13 protein-coding genes are annotated in these 14,902 nt (G+C 67.8%); 5 read left to right on the top strand and 8 right to left on the bottom strand.

Annotated features, from left to right (window positions below; all coding sequences use genetic code 11):
* Positions 1–188: 188 nt before the first annotated feature.
* Entirely contained in the window at positions 189–812 is a 624-nt protein-coding gene (locus P1K88_RS09495) for an RAD55 family ATPase (RefSeq protein WP_276409938.1), read from the bottom strand.
* A 508-nt stretch (positions 813–1,320) separates the two neighbouring features.
* Here P1K88_RS09495 and P1K88_RS09490 point away from each other — a divergent pair.
* From P1K88_RS09490 to P1K88_RS09480, 3 genes are all read left to right on the top strand, one after another.
* Positions 1,321–1,713, top strand: a complete 393-nt coding sequence (locus P1K88_RS09490) for a type IV pilin N-terminal domain-containing protein (protein WP_276409937.1) — start codon at positions 1,321–1,323, stop codon at positions 1,711–1,713.
* Between the two features lie 138 nt (positions 1,714–1,851).
* A complete protein-coding gene (locus P1K88_RS09485; RefSeq protein ID WP_276409936.1) occupies positions 1,852–3,651 on the top strand; it encodes a DUF7289 family protein in 1,800 nt (599 codons plus the stop codon).
* 331 nt (positions 3,652–3,982) lie between these two features.
* On the top strand, positions 3,983–4,537 hold the full coding sequence (locus P1K88_RS09480; protein WP_276409935.1) for a sugar O-acetyltransferase: 555 nt from the start codon (positions 3,983–3,985) through the stop codon (positions 4,535–4,537).
* Here P1K88_RS09480 and P1K88_RS09475 read toward each other — a convergent pair.
* The 5 genes from P1K88_RS09475 to P1K88_RS09455 form a co-directional block, all read right to left on the bottom strand.
* Positions 4,524–5,438 (bottom strand): DMT family transporter, encoded by a 915-nt coding sequence (locus P1K88_RS09475; RefSeq protein ID WP_276409934.1) that lies wholly within the window; start codon positions 5,436–5,438, stop codon positions 4,524–4,526. The genes P1K88_RS09480 and P1K88_RS09475 overlap by 14 nt on opposite strands.
* A gap of 79 nt (positions 5,439–5,517) precedes the next feature.
* Positions 5,518–6,567: a flippase-like domain-containing protein gene (locus P1K88_RS09470; protein ID WP_276409933.1), complete on the bottom strand. Its 1,050-nt coding sequence runs from the start codon at positions 6,565–6,567 to the stop codon at positions 5,518–5,520.
* Between the two features lie 34 nt (positions 6,568–6,601).
* Positions 6,602–7,399, bottom strand: coding sequence for a 5'/3'-nucleotidase SurE (gene surE, locus P1K88_RS09465; RefSeq protein WP_276409932.1), 798 nt, complete (start codon positions 7,397–7,399; stop codon positions 6,602–6,604).
* A 64-nt stretch (positions 7,400–7,463) separates the two neighbouring features.
* On the bottom strand, positions 7,464–8,867 hold the full coding sequence (locus tag P1K88_RS09460) for a small ribosomal subunit Rsm22 family protein (RefSeq protein WP_276409931.1): 1,404 nt from the start codon (positions 8,865–8,867) through the stop codon (positions 7,464–7,466).
* On the bottom strand, positions 8,864–9,592 hold the full coding sequence (locus P1K88_RS09455) for a prephenate dehydrogenase/arogenate dehydrogenase family protein (protein WP_276409930.1): 729 nt from the start codon (positions 9,590–9,592) through the stop codon (positions 8,864–8,866). The genes P1K88_RS09460 and P1K88_RS09455 overlap by 4 nt, the downstream gene beginning before the upstream one ends.
* A gap of 228 nt (positions 9,593–9,820) precedes the next feature.
* On the opposite strand from P1K88_RS09455, the gene P1K88_RS09450 reads away from it, so the two are divergent.
* A complete protein-coding gene (locus tag P1K88_RS09450) occupies positions 9,821–10,594 on the top strand; it encodes a fumarylacetoacetate hydrolase family protein (RefSeq protein ID WP_276409929.1) in 774 nt (257 codons plus the stop codon).
* A gap of 64 nt (positions 10,595–10,658) precedes the next feature.
* Positions 10,659–12,290, top strand: a complete 1,632-nt coding sequence (locus P1K88_RS09445; protein WP_276409928.1) for a GMC family oxidoreductase — start codon at positions 10,659–10,661, stop codon at positions 12,288–12,290.
* 4 nt (positions 12,291–12,294) lie between these two features.
* Here P1K88_RS09445 and P1K88_RS09440 read toward each other — a convergent pair whose 3' ends face one another.
* Together P1K88_RS09440 and P1K88_RS09435 are read right to left on the bottom strand one after the other, a co-directional pair.
* A complete protein-coding gene (locus tag P1K88_RS09440; protein WP_276409927.1) occupies positions 12,295–14,244 on the bottom strand; it encodes a methyl-accepting chemotaxis protein in 1,950 nt (649 codons plus the stop codon).
* Positions 14,245–14,406: 162 nt separating this feature from the next.
* Complete coding sequence (locus tag P1K88_RS09435; protein ID WP_276409926.1) at positions 14,407–14,862, bottom strand: transporter; 456 nt, start codon at positions 14,860–14,862, stop codon at positions 14,407–14,409.
* Between the last annotated feature and the right edge of the window lie 40 nt (positions 14,863–14,902).

The following is a 14,902-nucleotide window of genomic DNA, read 5'->3' as shown; positions in this document are numbered from 1 at the left end:
CTTCGCGGTAATCGTGGCCCAAATGAGCGGACTCGTGTGAGGACACGAGGTCCAGAGAGACGCAGCCGCCAACTGAAACGGGGGAGCGTAGAGACGGATGGGACGGGACGAGCGCCGACGAACGAAGTAGACTAGAAACCGAAGCGCACTCTACCCACGAACGAAGAATCGGTGGCAGGCCAACAGAGTCAGGCGATGTCACGGCTCGTGTCGATGGCGACCTCCTTTGTCAGTTCCAGTTTCACCGTCTCGTCGAAGGGCACGCCGCCGCGGAACTTCGGGACGATGAGCCGGTTCTCGATGTTCTCTCCGCGGATCTCCGTCGACAGTTCGAATATGACGTCCGAGAGGTACTCGGTGATGTCTCGCTGGGCCTGTACCTGACGACCGTCAAGTCCGTGGAGGACGGCGTAGCTGTCTTTCGCCAGCAGCTCGCTGCGGACGTCGTTCAGGAAGTGGAGGTACTCCTGGGTCTGCCGGGTCTCGAGCATGTCGATGGTGTCGATGATGATCGTCGAGTTCGGGGGACAGTTGCTGATGAGTGTGAAGGCCTCGTTCAGCGGTCGTTCGCCCAGCGCGTGAACGTTCGTCGACTCGAGGTTGCCACCAGCGTTCTCGACCGCCGCCATGACGGCCGACGGCGAGCGGGCCGTCGTGAGGTAGAGCATCGACCGTGGGACCGTCAGCTCGTAGAGCATCTGCTCGGACTGGCTGGCGGGGTCCGCCGAGAGGAGCACGAGGCTCCCGGCCGGCAGGCCGCCCTCGAGCTTCCGGTCGAGGACGTCGATCCCTGTCGAGAGAACGTCCGTCATCGACACCCTCCGAGCTGTTCTCGTCCGCGCTCACACGCGCGAGTCGCCGCGGTGCCGTCTTCTGTTCGGATTGCTAGTGGCATGCGTTGACTCCCGGTTCGTAATCAGGACTCGTTGTTACACTGTCACAAACCCTCGAGAACATCTCGGAAGGAGCCTGTTAAAAACCGGAACTAGGCCACTAATACACCGGAATAAGTATTCTACTTTCCAGTAACGTTCCGTTATCACTCGAATAACAATGACCCCATGACGGCTTGGAGAACTTGCAGAGATGGCCGATAGGGTGCGCGGAGTCGCAGTGACATACGGCCGGGGTTACCGGAATCCCGGTACCAGATGAGTGCCCTGCTGACGACAGCAGGGCAGCGACGGGGTGTCGGGGCTGACAGCGGGTCGGGCCAGAGACTGACGAAAACCGCGGGGGGTCGACGATCGTGTCGCGAACACGCCCGGGGGTCATCGAGCAACAACCAACAGAACCATGCAACTACGCAACTTCAAAGCGATGTTCGACGAAGAAAACGCAGTGTCGCCAGTCATCGGGGTCGTCCTGATGGTCGCGATCACAGTCATTCTCGCGGCCGTCATCGGTTCGTTCGTACTCGGGCTCGGTAGCTCGACGAGCGCCACGCCACAGGCGAGTTTCGAGTTCGACTACGACAGTGGCGACGTGACTGTCACGCACGACGGTGGTGACACCATCCCCGAGGATGACCTGACTGTCAAGGGGTCGTCCTCGGATACGATCCCAAAATCCGTCGCTGACGGTACGAGCGTCTCAGCGGGTGTCGAACTCGTTTCGGGCCAAGCCGTCACCTCAGGCGAGACCATCCGAGTCGTCTACAACAACCCGAACAACGACAAGAGCGCCACTCTGGCCTCCTCTGAAGCACCGTAATCGCGACTGACCATTCAGACATTCGACACGCTACCCTGATTCCTGTGGCGGACCCGACCTCGAAGATCGGGTCGGTCTAGACCGGGAATGCGGGGCCACACCAGCAACGAAAACCGACAACACAACGATTTACCATACATGAACGCAGAACCCGACCGATTGATCGACCGTGTGACCGCCCCGCTGTCGGGCGGGCGAACCGCGAGCCGCGGCCAATCGGAAGTACTCGGTGTGGTCCTGCTGCTCTCGGTCGTCATTTTGGGTGTACTCGCGGTCGTCGTGGGTGGGTCTGCAGTCATCGCAGAACTACAGACTGACGCGGAGGTCTCGGCAGCGGAGAACGCACTGGCGTCGTTCGACAGCGAGGCGAGCGCGGTCGCGCTCGGGAACTCGCCGTCCAGAGCGGTCGACCTCGGACTCACCGCCAACGACGGCGACCTTCGACACCACGAGACCAGCTGGATACGCGTGGACGCGTACAACGATAGCGACGGCACGAGCGCGGAGGTCGTGAACGCCACGCTCGGGACGGTCGAGTACGTCAACGGGGAGACGACCGTCGCCTCGGAGGGCGGCGGCATCTGGCGGAGCGACGGAGAGGGCTCCGTGATGCTCTCGCGGCCCGAGTTCCACTACCGCGAGAATACGCTCACGATGCCTCTGGTCGTCGTCGACGGCGATCAGGGACTGACCAGTGACGTCCAGATCACCCGCAGGAGCGAACCGGTTCGCCACTACCCCAACGCGACCGACGGGTTCCTGAACCAGCCCGCTGGCGGAACCATCACCGTGACCGTCCAGAGCGAGTACTACGAGGCCTGGGGGCGGTACTTCGAGGACGAGACGACCGCCATCGTGGCCTACGACCACGCGAACGAGCAGGTGTCGGCACTGTTCCTCGTCCTCCCGCGACGCACGTCGGTGGACGCGGGCCTCATCGCGACGTCGAACAACGGCGAACTCGCCATCGCGGGGACGGGCGCGTACGTCAACAGTTACGATTCCTCCGAAGGCAACTACACGGAGACCAGAGCGGCCAACGGCCTGATCCAGGCCGCGGGTGACTTCAAGGGGAGCGGTGACTCGCTCGTCGACGGAGACGTCAGGTCCGGCGGCGTCGTCGACGTCCAGGGCAGCGCGTATATCAACGGGAGCGTCGACTACACCAGTGACCCGGCGCCCGACTCCACCGAGGAGACCAAGATCGCCGGCGACGTCGAGCAGATATCCGGCGTCACGGCGGTCGACCCCATCGACGCGTTCGTCGACCGGGTCGCGACAGAAGTCGAGCAAAACAACGACAACGGCGCCACGCCGCTCATCACGGCCGACGAGTTCACCATGGACGGATCGACGGCCGAGCTGGACGCCGGAAGGTACTACGTCCACGACATCGAGCTCGACGACGACGAGGAGCTCGTCCTAGATACGACCAGTGGCGACGTGGCGATCGTGGTCCGCGACTACGTGAAGTTGACCAAAGGCGGCAACATCACCGTCGAAGGCGACGGCAACGTGCAGATCATCGTCGAGAGCGAGAGTACGACGACCGTCTCGCCGACCGGGCTCGGCAACCAGGACGTGAACTTCCACGTCGGCAAGAACGCGGCCGTCCACGTGCCCGGCGAGAAGTCGAGTCAGCTCAGCGTGTTCGCCCCGCGTGAGTTCACGATGACCATCGCAGGGTCCAACAACAACCGGGCGTCGTTCGACGGGCTGGTGTACGCGCCCGCTGGCGATACCGGGTCCGGGTTCCTCTACATCAAGCAGGGCGACCTGTACGGCCTCGCCGTCACCGGCAACCTGACCGTCGGCCAGTACGGGGCCGCGCACTACGACTACGGCCTGCAGAACACGGACGGCATCGACTCGCCGTTCTCGACGCTGAAAGCCCTCTACGTGACCGAACACCAGATTCGAGTCGAGTCCGGCAGCTGAGACAGGAGCACACACGATATGAGACACCACGAGACCCGACAGCCCCGACCGGAGACCAGCAACGAGAACAGCGGGCCAGGGGTACGATAGCGATGCTATCCCTCGCTCGATTGCGCCAGCACCACGCGTGCGACGAGCGTGAGTGTCCCCGATGTGCGGGCGTCGAGACGGTCGTTCACGAGTGTCGTCACTGCGGGACCTCCACGACCGCCGACAGAGAGGTCTGTCCCGACTGTGGACGGGTCGACATCGTGCGATACACCATCTGAAAGCGGAGACGGAGGTGGGCAGCGTACTTTTATTCCGCGACCGAGCGTACGAGGCGCCATCGATGCCTTCCGAGAAAGCGAAGATGCTCGCCGGGGAGCTGTACGACCCGAGCGATCCGCAACTCGTCGCCGAGCGCCGCGCGGCGCGAGAGCGGACCAGTACCTACAACGAGACCAGCCCCGGCGAGACGGAACGGCGGGAGGAACTCGTCGAGGACCTGTTCGGATCCATCGGTGGCGAGGTGAAGATCGAGCCGCCCTTCCGCTGTGATTACGGCTACAACATCCGCGTCGGGGCGGACTTCTACGCGAACTTCGGGTGCGTGATACTCGACGTCTGTCGCGTGGAGTTCGGGGACGACTGCATGCTGGGCCCGGGCGTCCACGTCTACACGGCAACCCACCCGCTCGACGCGGCCGAGCGGTCCGCGGGCGCCGAGTACGGGAAACCCGTCACCGTAGGTGACGACGTCTGGATCGGCGGCAAGGCCGTGCTCAACCCGGGCGTGACCGTCGGTGACGGCAGTGTCGTCGGGTCCGGCGCCGTCGTGACCGAGGACGTCCCGGCCGGCGTCGTCGTCCAGGGGAACCCCGCGAGCGTCGTCAGAGAGCTGTGACCGGGAGCCGGCGGAGTTCGTCCCGGATCGCGCGCCGTTTCAGCAGGACGAACCCGACGACGATACACGCGAACCCGGTGGCGGTGAGCACCGTCGGCGTCTCCGAGAGGACGAGGAAGCCGGTCACCGCGGCGACGACGGGGGCGGCGTAGGAGACCAGGTTGATCTCGATGGGACCGAGGCGGTCCAGCAGGTCGAAGTATATCAGGAAGCCCAGCGCGCTGGCGACGACGACAAGGAAGCCCAGCGCCACGAACGCCTCCGGCGTCCAGCGAATCGCCGCCGGGGACTCGCCGATGGCGGCGCTCGCACCGTGCAACACCAGCGCACCCAGCACCATCGACCACGCCTCCATCGTCTCGACGGGGAGCGGGGCGTCGATGCGACGAGTGATCACACTCCCGAGGGCGAACGAGGCGGCAGCGAGGAAGACCAGCGCGAGTGAGACGGTCCGGGCGGTGACGACGGTATCGGGGTCCGGGGCGCTGAGGATACCGACCCCCAGGAAGCCGACGAGCAGGCCCGCGACGCCGACCGGCGTGAGGCGTTCGTCGGGCAGGAAGACCCGGGCGAACGCCGTCGTGAGTATCGGCGAGAGGCTGACGACGATGGCCGCCGTCGCGCTGGTCGTCCCGCGTTCCCCCACGAAGAGGAAGGCGTGGTAGGCCGCGATCAGCAACACGCCGCCGACGACGACGGCGCGCCACTCGTCGCCCGTCCGGGGGCGCCAGCGGTCCGTGGCGTAGCCGGCGTACGCCAGCATCAGGACGCCGGCGAGGTCGTAGCGCAGGGCGGCAAAGAGGACGGGCGGGAAGTACGCCAGGCCGGACTTGATGGCCGTGAACGCACTGCCCCAGGCGACGGCCAGCGCGAGGAACAGGAGCGCGTTTCTGAATCTCATGGCGGGGCGTCGGTAGGAGACTGTCGGGGCCCGGATTTAACCGGGCCGGTTCGACGGTGCAGCGTGCCCGGCCAGGCCCCTACTCCAGTGCCCGCCAGACCGACGCCGAGAGGTAGGCTGACGCGAGCGCGCCCACGGCGACGACCAGCCAGTACGACACGAGACGGTAGAGCAGGACGGCGGCGGCGGCCACCTCCGCCGAGGTGACCACCAGGACGACGACCGCCGCGGTCAGCGCGACCTCCGAGGTTCCGAGGCCGCCCGGCGTCGGCAGCAGCGTCGCGACGCCGCTCGCCGGCGCCAGGAACAGCGCCAGCGCCAGCGGCAGGGTGACGCCGACGGCCGAGAACGACAGCGAGAGCGCGAGGCCGACGGCCAGCCAGCCGACTATCCCGAGCGTCCCGGCGACGGCGAGGCGGCGGCGGTCCGCGGTCGCCCGCTCGAAGGACTCGAGGAACGACTCGACCCCCGTGGCCACGCGCTCGGGAGCCAGGCGCCGCGTGGCGCGGGCCGATACGCGGCCGAGTACCAGGTGCAACAGCGCCGCGAACTGTACGACAAGACTGGCGACACCCTGGCGACGGTAGACCACGGTCACGGCGCCGGCGAACAGCCCGGCGGTGACCGTCGAGAGCAGCGCCACGACGTACGGGCCCTCGATACCGGCGACCGGTGAGATGACAAGCCCCGCCAGGCCGACGCTGGTCACGCCGAGCGAACTCCCGAACCGGAGCAGTTCGCTAGCCGAGACGGGCGGGAACACCTCGCCGAACCGCCGATCCAGGTCCTCCGTGACGGCATAGGAGATGATCGCCGCGCCGCCGAGGTTCCCCAGCGGGAGAACGAGTTTCCCGAAGGTCCCGGCGAGCGCGGCGAGCAACAGCCGATACCGGGGCAGCGAGTCGTCGACAGTCCGCAGTATCCAGACCGTCATCAGGTTCCAGCACAGCTGGGCGAACAGCGCCGCCGCCGCCGCGAGCGCGAGCATCCGCAGGTCCGCCTCGAGCAGTGCAGTCGATATCGCGTCGGTGTCGAGCGAGAAGACGAGCAGGTGCAACAAAACGACGGCCAGGACGACACCGACCAGTGCACGCACCCGGCCGGAACGGTATCGAAGGGCCGTCGCCATCCAACCTAACGTGGGGCGACCGACGACTATGAAGTTAGGGGCTGGCCTCGGGGTCGTACGTCGACGCCAGCGCGTCGAGGGCCTCGTGGTGTTCGGTCGTGTGCGGGGCGGTCAGCGGCGAGACGCTCACCTTCCCGTCGACGACGGCGCGGCGGTCGGTCCCGTCCGGGTCGGGGATGTCGCCGTCGGCCATGCGCTCCCAGATGCGGTCGTGGAGGGTCACGTGGGCGTTCTCGTGGACGGCGTCCATCTCGTAGAGTCGCGAGGGGCGGGTGATCTCGATGTCGGCGGGCCCCCACTCGGCGACGGGCGCGTTGACGTTCAGGTAGTCGCACTGCTCGAAGACGCCGGCGTCGAGGGCGTGGTCCGCGAGGTAGCGCGTCGCCCGCACAGCCTCGTCGTAACTGTCCCCGTTGGCCTCGATGTCCGTGAACGCGGCGTCCTCGCGCACCGGGATGTACATCGAGACGGCGACGGCCGGGACGTCGAAGAACGTCGCCTCGACGGCGGCACTGACCGTGCCCGAACGGCCGAGGACGTACGCGCCGAGGTTGGCCCCGCGGTTACAGCCCGCGACGACGAGGTCCGTCTGGGGGACCAGCGCCTCCAGGCCGGCGACGACGCAGTCCGTCGGCGTCCCCTCGACGGCGTAGCCCAGGTCGTGTTCGTGGACGTCGACCTCGTGGGAGATAGCTCGCCCGACGGCGCTCTGGTCCGTCGCGGGAGCGACCACGGTGACGTCGCCGACGTCCGAGAGGCCCTCGTACACCGCCCGGAGTCCAGCGCTGTCGATACCGTCGTCGTTCGTCAACAGGATTGCCGGGTCGTCCATACCCCCCGTCGGGCCGTGGCCGAGAAAAGCCCACCGTCTCCTCGCGGTTCGGTGCTCCCGGGATTCACCGCGCCCGGTCGACGGTCGTCTCGCCGTCGACGACGACGTTGTACGCCGCCTCGTCGTCGTTCCACAGGACGAGCGCGTTCTGGATGGACAGCAGGTCGCCGTAGTCGGCCGTCCGGAGGTCCTCGTTGAGCATCGAGGGGTCGGTGCGGACGGCGAAGTGGTCGACCGACTGGCTGCCGTCGCCGAGCAGGTACAGCGGGTTGGCAGCCTCGCTGTCGGAGAGGTCGTGGCTGAGCTTGACCGCCAGCAGGTTCACCCGGCCGGTGACGTACTGCTCCGCGTCGGCCATCGGCGCGTGGGTGCCCCGGTCGGGCGTCAGCTCGATGCGGGTCCGGCCGTCGGTCCGCAGGACGCTGAAGGCGTACTGGACGTCGACGTTGACGAACTCGCCGGTCCCGCCGCCGGCCTCGTCGAGACGCCGCTGTATCTCGGGCACCTCGATGTCCGGCTTGCGGTCGAACGACCACGACTCGCTGGTCGGTCGCTGGTGGGGCCAGAGGCGGACCGTCGGGGCGTACACCGTCGCGGGCCCGTCGTCGGTGACGGCGCGTTCGACCGTCCGGAGCTGTGTCGCCGTGTTCCGGTCGGCCGGGGCCATCGCCAGCAGCGTCCCGGCCGCGGCGAGCGCCGAGAGGTAGCGTTCGACCACCGCGACAGGATCGTCGAGCTCGCTGAGGACGTTGCCGAAGACGACGAGGTCGTACTCGCCGTCGGGGGCGAACGTCTCGGCGCGGTCACGGTGGACCGTCCACTGAATGTTCGCGCCCGTCGACTCGAGGAGCGTCTCGAGGACGTCCCCGGCGGCGCTGGGTTCGACGGCGTGGTACTCCAGCAGGGTGTCGTCGGGGAGCAGGTCGACCAGGGCGAGCGCCGGCCCGCCGACGCCGGCGCCCACGTCCAGTACGCGCAGTTGCGAGGGAAGCAGGCCGTCGGCCACGAGGGCAGCGAGGAGGTACTGGGTCGCGGCGTAGTAATCCGGGAGGTGGTAGACGGCGTACCCGTGGGCGGTGAGGGCGCCGTACTCCACGTCGGCTCCGTGGAGGTACGCCTCCTTGACGTCGCGAATCCGCTCGCGGAGACGGGTGCCGCTGTCGCCGCGCTCCCAGTGTGGGCCGTACGCGTCGGTCAGCAGGTCGTCGAGGCGCGACTCGTACGCGGCCGGGAATCGGTCGACGCCGTGGAAGGAAACCTCGAGGGGGCCCTCCGGTGCCGGCACGAACGTCCCGTCGTCCCGTTCGAGCAGTCCGAGGTCGACGGCCTCCTCGCGCAGCACCTGCCGGACGACGGCGGGGTGTGGATGGCCCTCGACGTACTCGAATATCTCCTCGGGATCGACGGGGCGGACGTTCCGAAGGTACCGGGCGTTGTCCCGGATCTGGTCGCGCGTCGCCTGGTTCATGAGAGGTCGTCGTAGAGCTGCTGGAAGTCGTCGTAGTCCGCGTCTGCGATGCGACGGGCGGCCTCGGCGACGGGTTCGGCGCCGTCGAACGCCCGCTGGATGTCGGCGTAGACGTGCGGGTCGCCGCCGGTGACCTGCTCGACGAGGTCGAACAGCCCAGCCGAGACCGGCGTCTGGAACTCGTCGGGCACCGGGTCGGCGGCCAGGGCGAACGCGAGGATGGCCGCGTGGGCCCCGGCCTGGACCGTCTCCATGGCCGCGTCGTGTTCGGCCGGCGTCGTCTCGAAGCAGTGGTTGCCGGCCTCGCGGAGCACCGCGAGCACCGCCTCGGTCGCCTCGTCGCCGCTGTCCGTGACGACGGCGACGTTCCCGGGGGCGTTCTCGGGCGCGAACAGCGGGTGGAGGCTCATCCGGGCGACGTCGGGCGCGGCCTCGCGCATCGCTTCGACCGGAGCGGCCATGCTCCCGGTCACGTCGACGACGGCGTCGGCAGCGAGCGGGCCGTACTGCTCGATAGCCACGCGGGCGGCCGGCATCGGGACGGCGACACAGACCACCTCGAACCGCTCGTCCGTGTCGGTCGGCACCGCACGCCCGTCGACGGCCTCGGCGGCGGCGCGGGCGACGGCCGGGTCGGTGTCGGTGAAGGCGACGGACGCCACGTCCCGGACGGTCCGGGCGAACCAGCGCCCCATCCCGCCAGCACCGACGACGAGGACGTTCATTGCCGGCCGTAGCCCGTCACGTCTCAAAAGCGGTTCGGTCACCTATCACCGGTGGTGTGTCGGTGCGAGACATCGGGAGCGAGCGGCCAGCAACCGCGAAGAGACAGACCGGACTCAGCCACGTGGCGATACCCCAGGCGACGTAGATGCGGTAGACAGTCGTCGAACAGATTGCTGGAAGGGGCCGCCTCCTAAACGCTTATCCCTCGCGCGCGAGTCCGCAAAGCCATGAAGCGCGTCCGATTCCGTGACTCCGCGGGGAACGTCCGAGGCGGCCACTGGACCGTCGAGGACGGCGAACCCAAGGTCACCGCCGCTGCCGGCCCCTACGGTCGCATCGCGTTCGGCGACGAGATGTACTCCCCCGACGAGGTGGACATCCTCCCGCCGTGTGAGCCGACGAAGATCGTCTGTATCGGCCTGAACTACGTCGACCACGCGGAAGAGACCGACAGCGAGATTCCGGACCGGCCGATGCTGTTCCTCAAGGCGCCCAACTCCGTCGCCTCCCACGGCACCAACCTCACGCTGCTGTCCGGGAAAGAGCGGATCGACTACGAGGCGGAACTGGGCGTCGTCATCGGCGAACAGTGCAAGAACGTCAGCGAGTCGGGCGCGATGGACGTCGTCGCCGGGTTCACCTGCGTGAACGACATCTCGAACCGGGACGACCAGGACGTAGAACAGAACTGGGTGCGCGGGAAGGCCTTCGACAACGCCGCGCCCATCGGCCCGGTGGTGGCCACGCCGGAGCACGTGCCCGAGGACGCGAGCATCGAACTGCGCGTCAACGGCGAGACCAAGCAGTCCTCGTCCCGTGACAACCTGATCTTCTCAATCCCCGAGCTCATCGCGGAGATAACCGCCTACATGACGCTGGAACCGGGCGACGTCATCTCGACGGGGACGCCCGCCGGCGTCGGCCCGCTGTCGACCGGCGACGAGGTCGAAGTCGAGATAGAGGGTATCGGCACGCTCGAACACTCGGTCAAGATTCCCTGACCGGGCGGGCGGCGGCCGCGGAGATGACAACGGATAAGTTTAGGCCCGCCTAAGACGGGGCCAGATGGGGCGGGAACCGTCAGCGCGCGTCGACGTCTGTGTCGTGGGTGCCGGACCGGCAGGGGCACTCGCCGCGAGCACGCTCGCCAGCGACGGCCACGACGTCGTCGTCCTCGAGGCGGGCCCGCGGTTCGACTTCGAGAGTCGCCGGCGGCGCATGGAGGAGGCGATCCGCCCCGCCCACCGCGGGTCGGTGTGGGAGATGGGCGGCGAGCGAGACGCGTTCAGCGCCACCGGCGAGCAGTACTACCCGCTCAACGTCGCCCGCGTGAAGGGCGTCGGCGGGTCGACGCTGCACTGGCAGGGGATGGTGATGCGACTCCATCCGGCAGACTTCGACGGCGACCACGGGAACGAGGACCCCGCCTGGCCCATCGGGTACGACGACCTGCGGCCGTACTACGCCGAGGCCGAACGGGCGCTGGGGGTGGCGGGTGACGCCGACAACCCCTTCGCGCCGGCCCGCGACGGACCGTTCCCGCTCCCGGGGTTCCCGCCGTCCTACAGCGACTCGCTGTTCGCCGAGGCCTGCGAGGCGCTCGGTATCACGACGCACGCGGTTCCCAACGCCCGCAACTCCGAGGGCTACGACGGCCGCAGCGCCTGCGTCGGCTACGGCACCTGTCAGCCGGTCTGTCCCTCCGGCGCGAAGTACGACGCCAGCGTCCACATCGAGGACGCGGAGGCCGCGGGCGCCCGGGTCGTCGACCGCGTCCCGGTCCAGCGTCTCGAGACGGACGGCGACGGGCGTGTGACCGCCGCTCGTTACGCCACCCCCGACGGGACCGAGCACCGACAGGCGGCCCGCGAGTTCGTCCTCGCGGCCGGCGGCGTCGAGATTCCGCGTCTCCTCCTGCTGTCTCGGTCAGAGGCCCACCCCGACGGCCTGGCGAACGCCTCGGGCCTGGTCGGCCGGTACTTCATGGACCACCTCTTTGCGGGTGCCGGGGGGACCCTCGACCGGGAGACCAGACAGAACCACGTCGGGTTCATCACCAGCGAGTGTCACCAGTTCTACGACGACCCGGGACAGACTGTCGAACGCGTCGAGACCGGTGAGACCGTCGTCCCGTCGTCCGGCGAGCGACTCTCGCCCATCAAACTGGAGTTCCTGAACTACGCCGGCCCCTCACCGGTCGAACTGGCCCTCGACGCCGACGACTGGGGCCACGCGCTGCTCGAGGACCTCCGGGCGGACTACGGCACCAGCATCGCGATGGGCGGCCTGGTCGGCCAGCCGCCGCGACGCGAGAACCGGGTCACGCTCGATACCACCACCACCGACGACCACGGCAACCCAGTCCCCGACATTCGGTGGTCCTTCGGCGACCGGCTCGAGCGCTCGCTCGATCGGGCCAACGGGATCCAGCACGCGGTTCTGGGCGAACTGGGCGCCGACGTCTCCTGGACTGTCGGGCCCGAGAACACCGGCCCGGCCTACCACCACATGGGGACGACCCGGATGGGGACCGACCCCGAGACGAGCGTCGTGAACCCGCAGTTGCGGACACACGACCTTGCGAACCTCACCGTCGCCTCCTCGTCGGCGTTCGTCACCAGCGGGTCGATGAACCCGACGCTCACCATCGCCGCGCTCGCACTGAAAGGCGCCGACCACGTCGCAGAACGGTTGTAGGGCGCTACTCCAGTCGGCCGCCGTCGACGATGTTCGCTCCGCGCCCCCCGGACGCCACGGCGCCCTCCACTCCGCCGACGTCGAACGTCTCGATGAGGTCCTGGAGGCGCGTCGCCTGGTCGCGCAGCGAATCGACGTTGCTGGTGACCTGCGAGATGGACGCGGTCTGTTCCTCCGCGGCGGCGGACGCCTGCTGGGCCTCGCCCGCGGTCGAACGACTGATGTCTGCCACCTCCTCGACCATCGCGACCACCTCTTCGGTGCTCGCGGCCTGGTCGTCGGTGGTGTCGCGCACCTCCTGGATGCCGCTGTCGGTCGCCCGGGCGTTGTCAGCGACCGTGTCGAACGCCGCCACCACGTCCTCGACGGCGCCGACGCTCTCGGCCATGTACGACTCGGCGGCCCGGGCCTCTTCGACGGTCTCGGCGGTCTGGGACTGGGTCTCCTGGATGAGCTGCTCGATCTCGGTCGCCGACTGCCGGGTCTCCTCGGCCAGTTGCTTGACCTCGTTGGCGACGACGGCGAAACCGTCGCCACCGCCGCCGTCGCCGGCTCGCGCGGCCTCGATGTTCGCGTTCAGCGCGAGCATGTTGGTCTGCTCGGCGATGTCGCCGATGAGACCGATTATCTCGCCGATCTCGGCCATCTGGTCGTCGAGCGACTCGACGTTCGCGACCGTCTCGTCGATGGCGGCCTGGACCTCGCGGGCGTCGGCGATTGCGTCCTCGGCCGTCGACTGGCCCTCCTCGGCGACGTCGGTCATCTCGCGGGACCGCTCTGCGATCTCCGAGGCGGAGGCGGCCGCCTCCTCGACGGTGGCCGAGAGGTCGGTCATCTCGTCGGAGACCTGTTCGAGCATCTCGCGCTGTTCGTCGGCCCCGCTGGCGATGGTCTGGATGGACTCGCTGACCTCGCTGCTGGCGTCACGGGCCTCTTCCGTGCCGGCGGAGGCCTCCTCGCTGGCGGTGGCGACAGTGTCGGCGAAGGACTGTATCTCCCGCATCGCCTCGGCCGTCTCGTCGAGCATCTGGTTGAACGATTCGCCGATCTGTGTCATCGCATCGCTCTCGCTGTCGGGGTCGAGGCGAACGGTGAGGTCGCCCTCGGCAGCCCGGGACATCCCCTCGCTGTAGGCGTCGGCCTTGGCCTCGAGGTGGCTGACCAGCGCCTCGACCTCCTCCTGTCGTGCCTCGGCTTCGGCCTTCAGCCGCTCGGCCTCGGCCTTCTCGGCCTCGATTTCCTCCCGCCGCGCCTCGAGGTCGTCTATCTCGGCCGTCTTGTCCTGTACCTCGGCCAGGCGCGACTGCACTTCCTCGCGGGACCGCTCGGTCGAGTACCAGTGGGACATCAGTGCGGCGGCCAGACCGAGGACGAAGACGCCGTGGATGAGTCCCCACACCCAGGGGTTGTTGATCGCGGCCGTGTGGTTGTATACCCGTTCCGGATTTATCATCCCGAAGACGCCGTGCGTGAGGACGACGTAGCCGATACCGAGCGCGAAGGGGACCCAGTCCTCGTAGATGGCGATGACGGCCATCGCGACGAAGAAGTGGAAGTGTGCCTCGATGAACCCGCCCGAGAAGTGAACGAGGACGACAGAACACGAGAGCAGACTCGTCGAGGCCAGCGCGGTCCGGACGCGTCGGTCCAGTTTCGGGATCACCGATAGCCCGGCGATGGCGACGACGACGGCGAGTTCGAGGAGAATCGTCGAGAGCGGAATCGCCGGTATCGTCGCGCCGGTTACGAGCGACTCGGTCCCCTCGTAGAGTCCGAGCAAGAGGAGAACGGGGACGTGCGCCAGGACGACGGCGACGATGTTTCGGTGGCGACGCCGCCACGTCTCGTCGGGGATCGTGTCACCAGCGGGGATGTAATGCAGGAACTCGCGCACGGAGTGTTCCAACCCTGTTTCGCCCGAACGGGTCGTGCCGGTCGCAGCCGATTGTGACATATCTTGGTCAATCAAACACCCCGAGAAAAACTGTTCCCCTCCGGCTATCAGTTACTATAATCGGGCCGAGCCACGAGGCAGATGCCCAGAACATGATCGCGCGCTTCAGCGCCGCTAAGCGGGATATATCTCGACCTCAGTGGTTGCAAAAGTGACCGACCGTCAGCTGAACAGTCCGAGAATCGCGCCGGCGTCGAGCAACAGGAGCACGGCGACCAGCGACGCTCCGAGCAGGAAGGGGCGGGCCTCGCGGGCCGGTTCGCGGACCTTCTGTGCGTCGAACCCGTCCTCGAGTTTCGACCCGGCGACCTCGACGAGGCCGGCCAGCAGGAACCACAGCGCGACCATCGTCAGGACGAGATGGCCACGGGGCGACCCCGTCAACGACTCGGCGGTGTAGCGGGTCGCGGCGAGGTGCCCGCCGGTGAGCAACAGCAGGAGCGCGCTGGCCCGCGAGACGGTCCGGAGTTTCCCGGTCATCGCCGAGAGCGGTCCCGGACGTGCCTCGCCGTCCATCGCCAGGGGCAAGACGGCGTAGGTTGTGAACAACACGCTTCCCGACCAGAGTCCGGCGAACACCAGGTGGACACCGAACATGCCAGCGTCGACGACGCTCATATCCGGTGGTAGGACGGCCCCCTCTTGAACCTCTGGGAAT

The sequence above is a fragment of the Haloarcula halobia genome, assembly GCF_029338255.1.
Lineage (GTDB): Archaea > Halobacteriota > Halobacteria > Halobacteriales > Haloarculaceae > Haloarcula > Haloarcula halobia.
The sequence above is the reverse complement of the archived record's forward strand: the minus strand, read 5'-3'. Positions and strand labels throughout refer to the sequence as shown.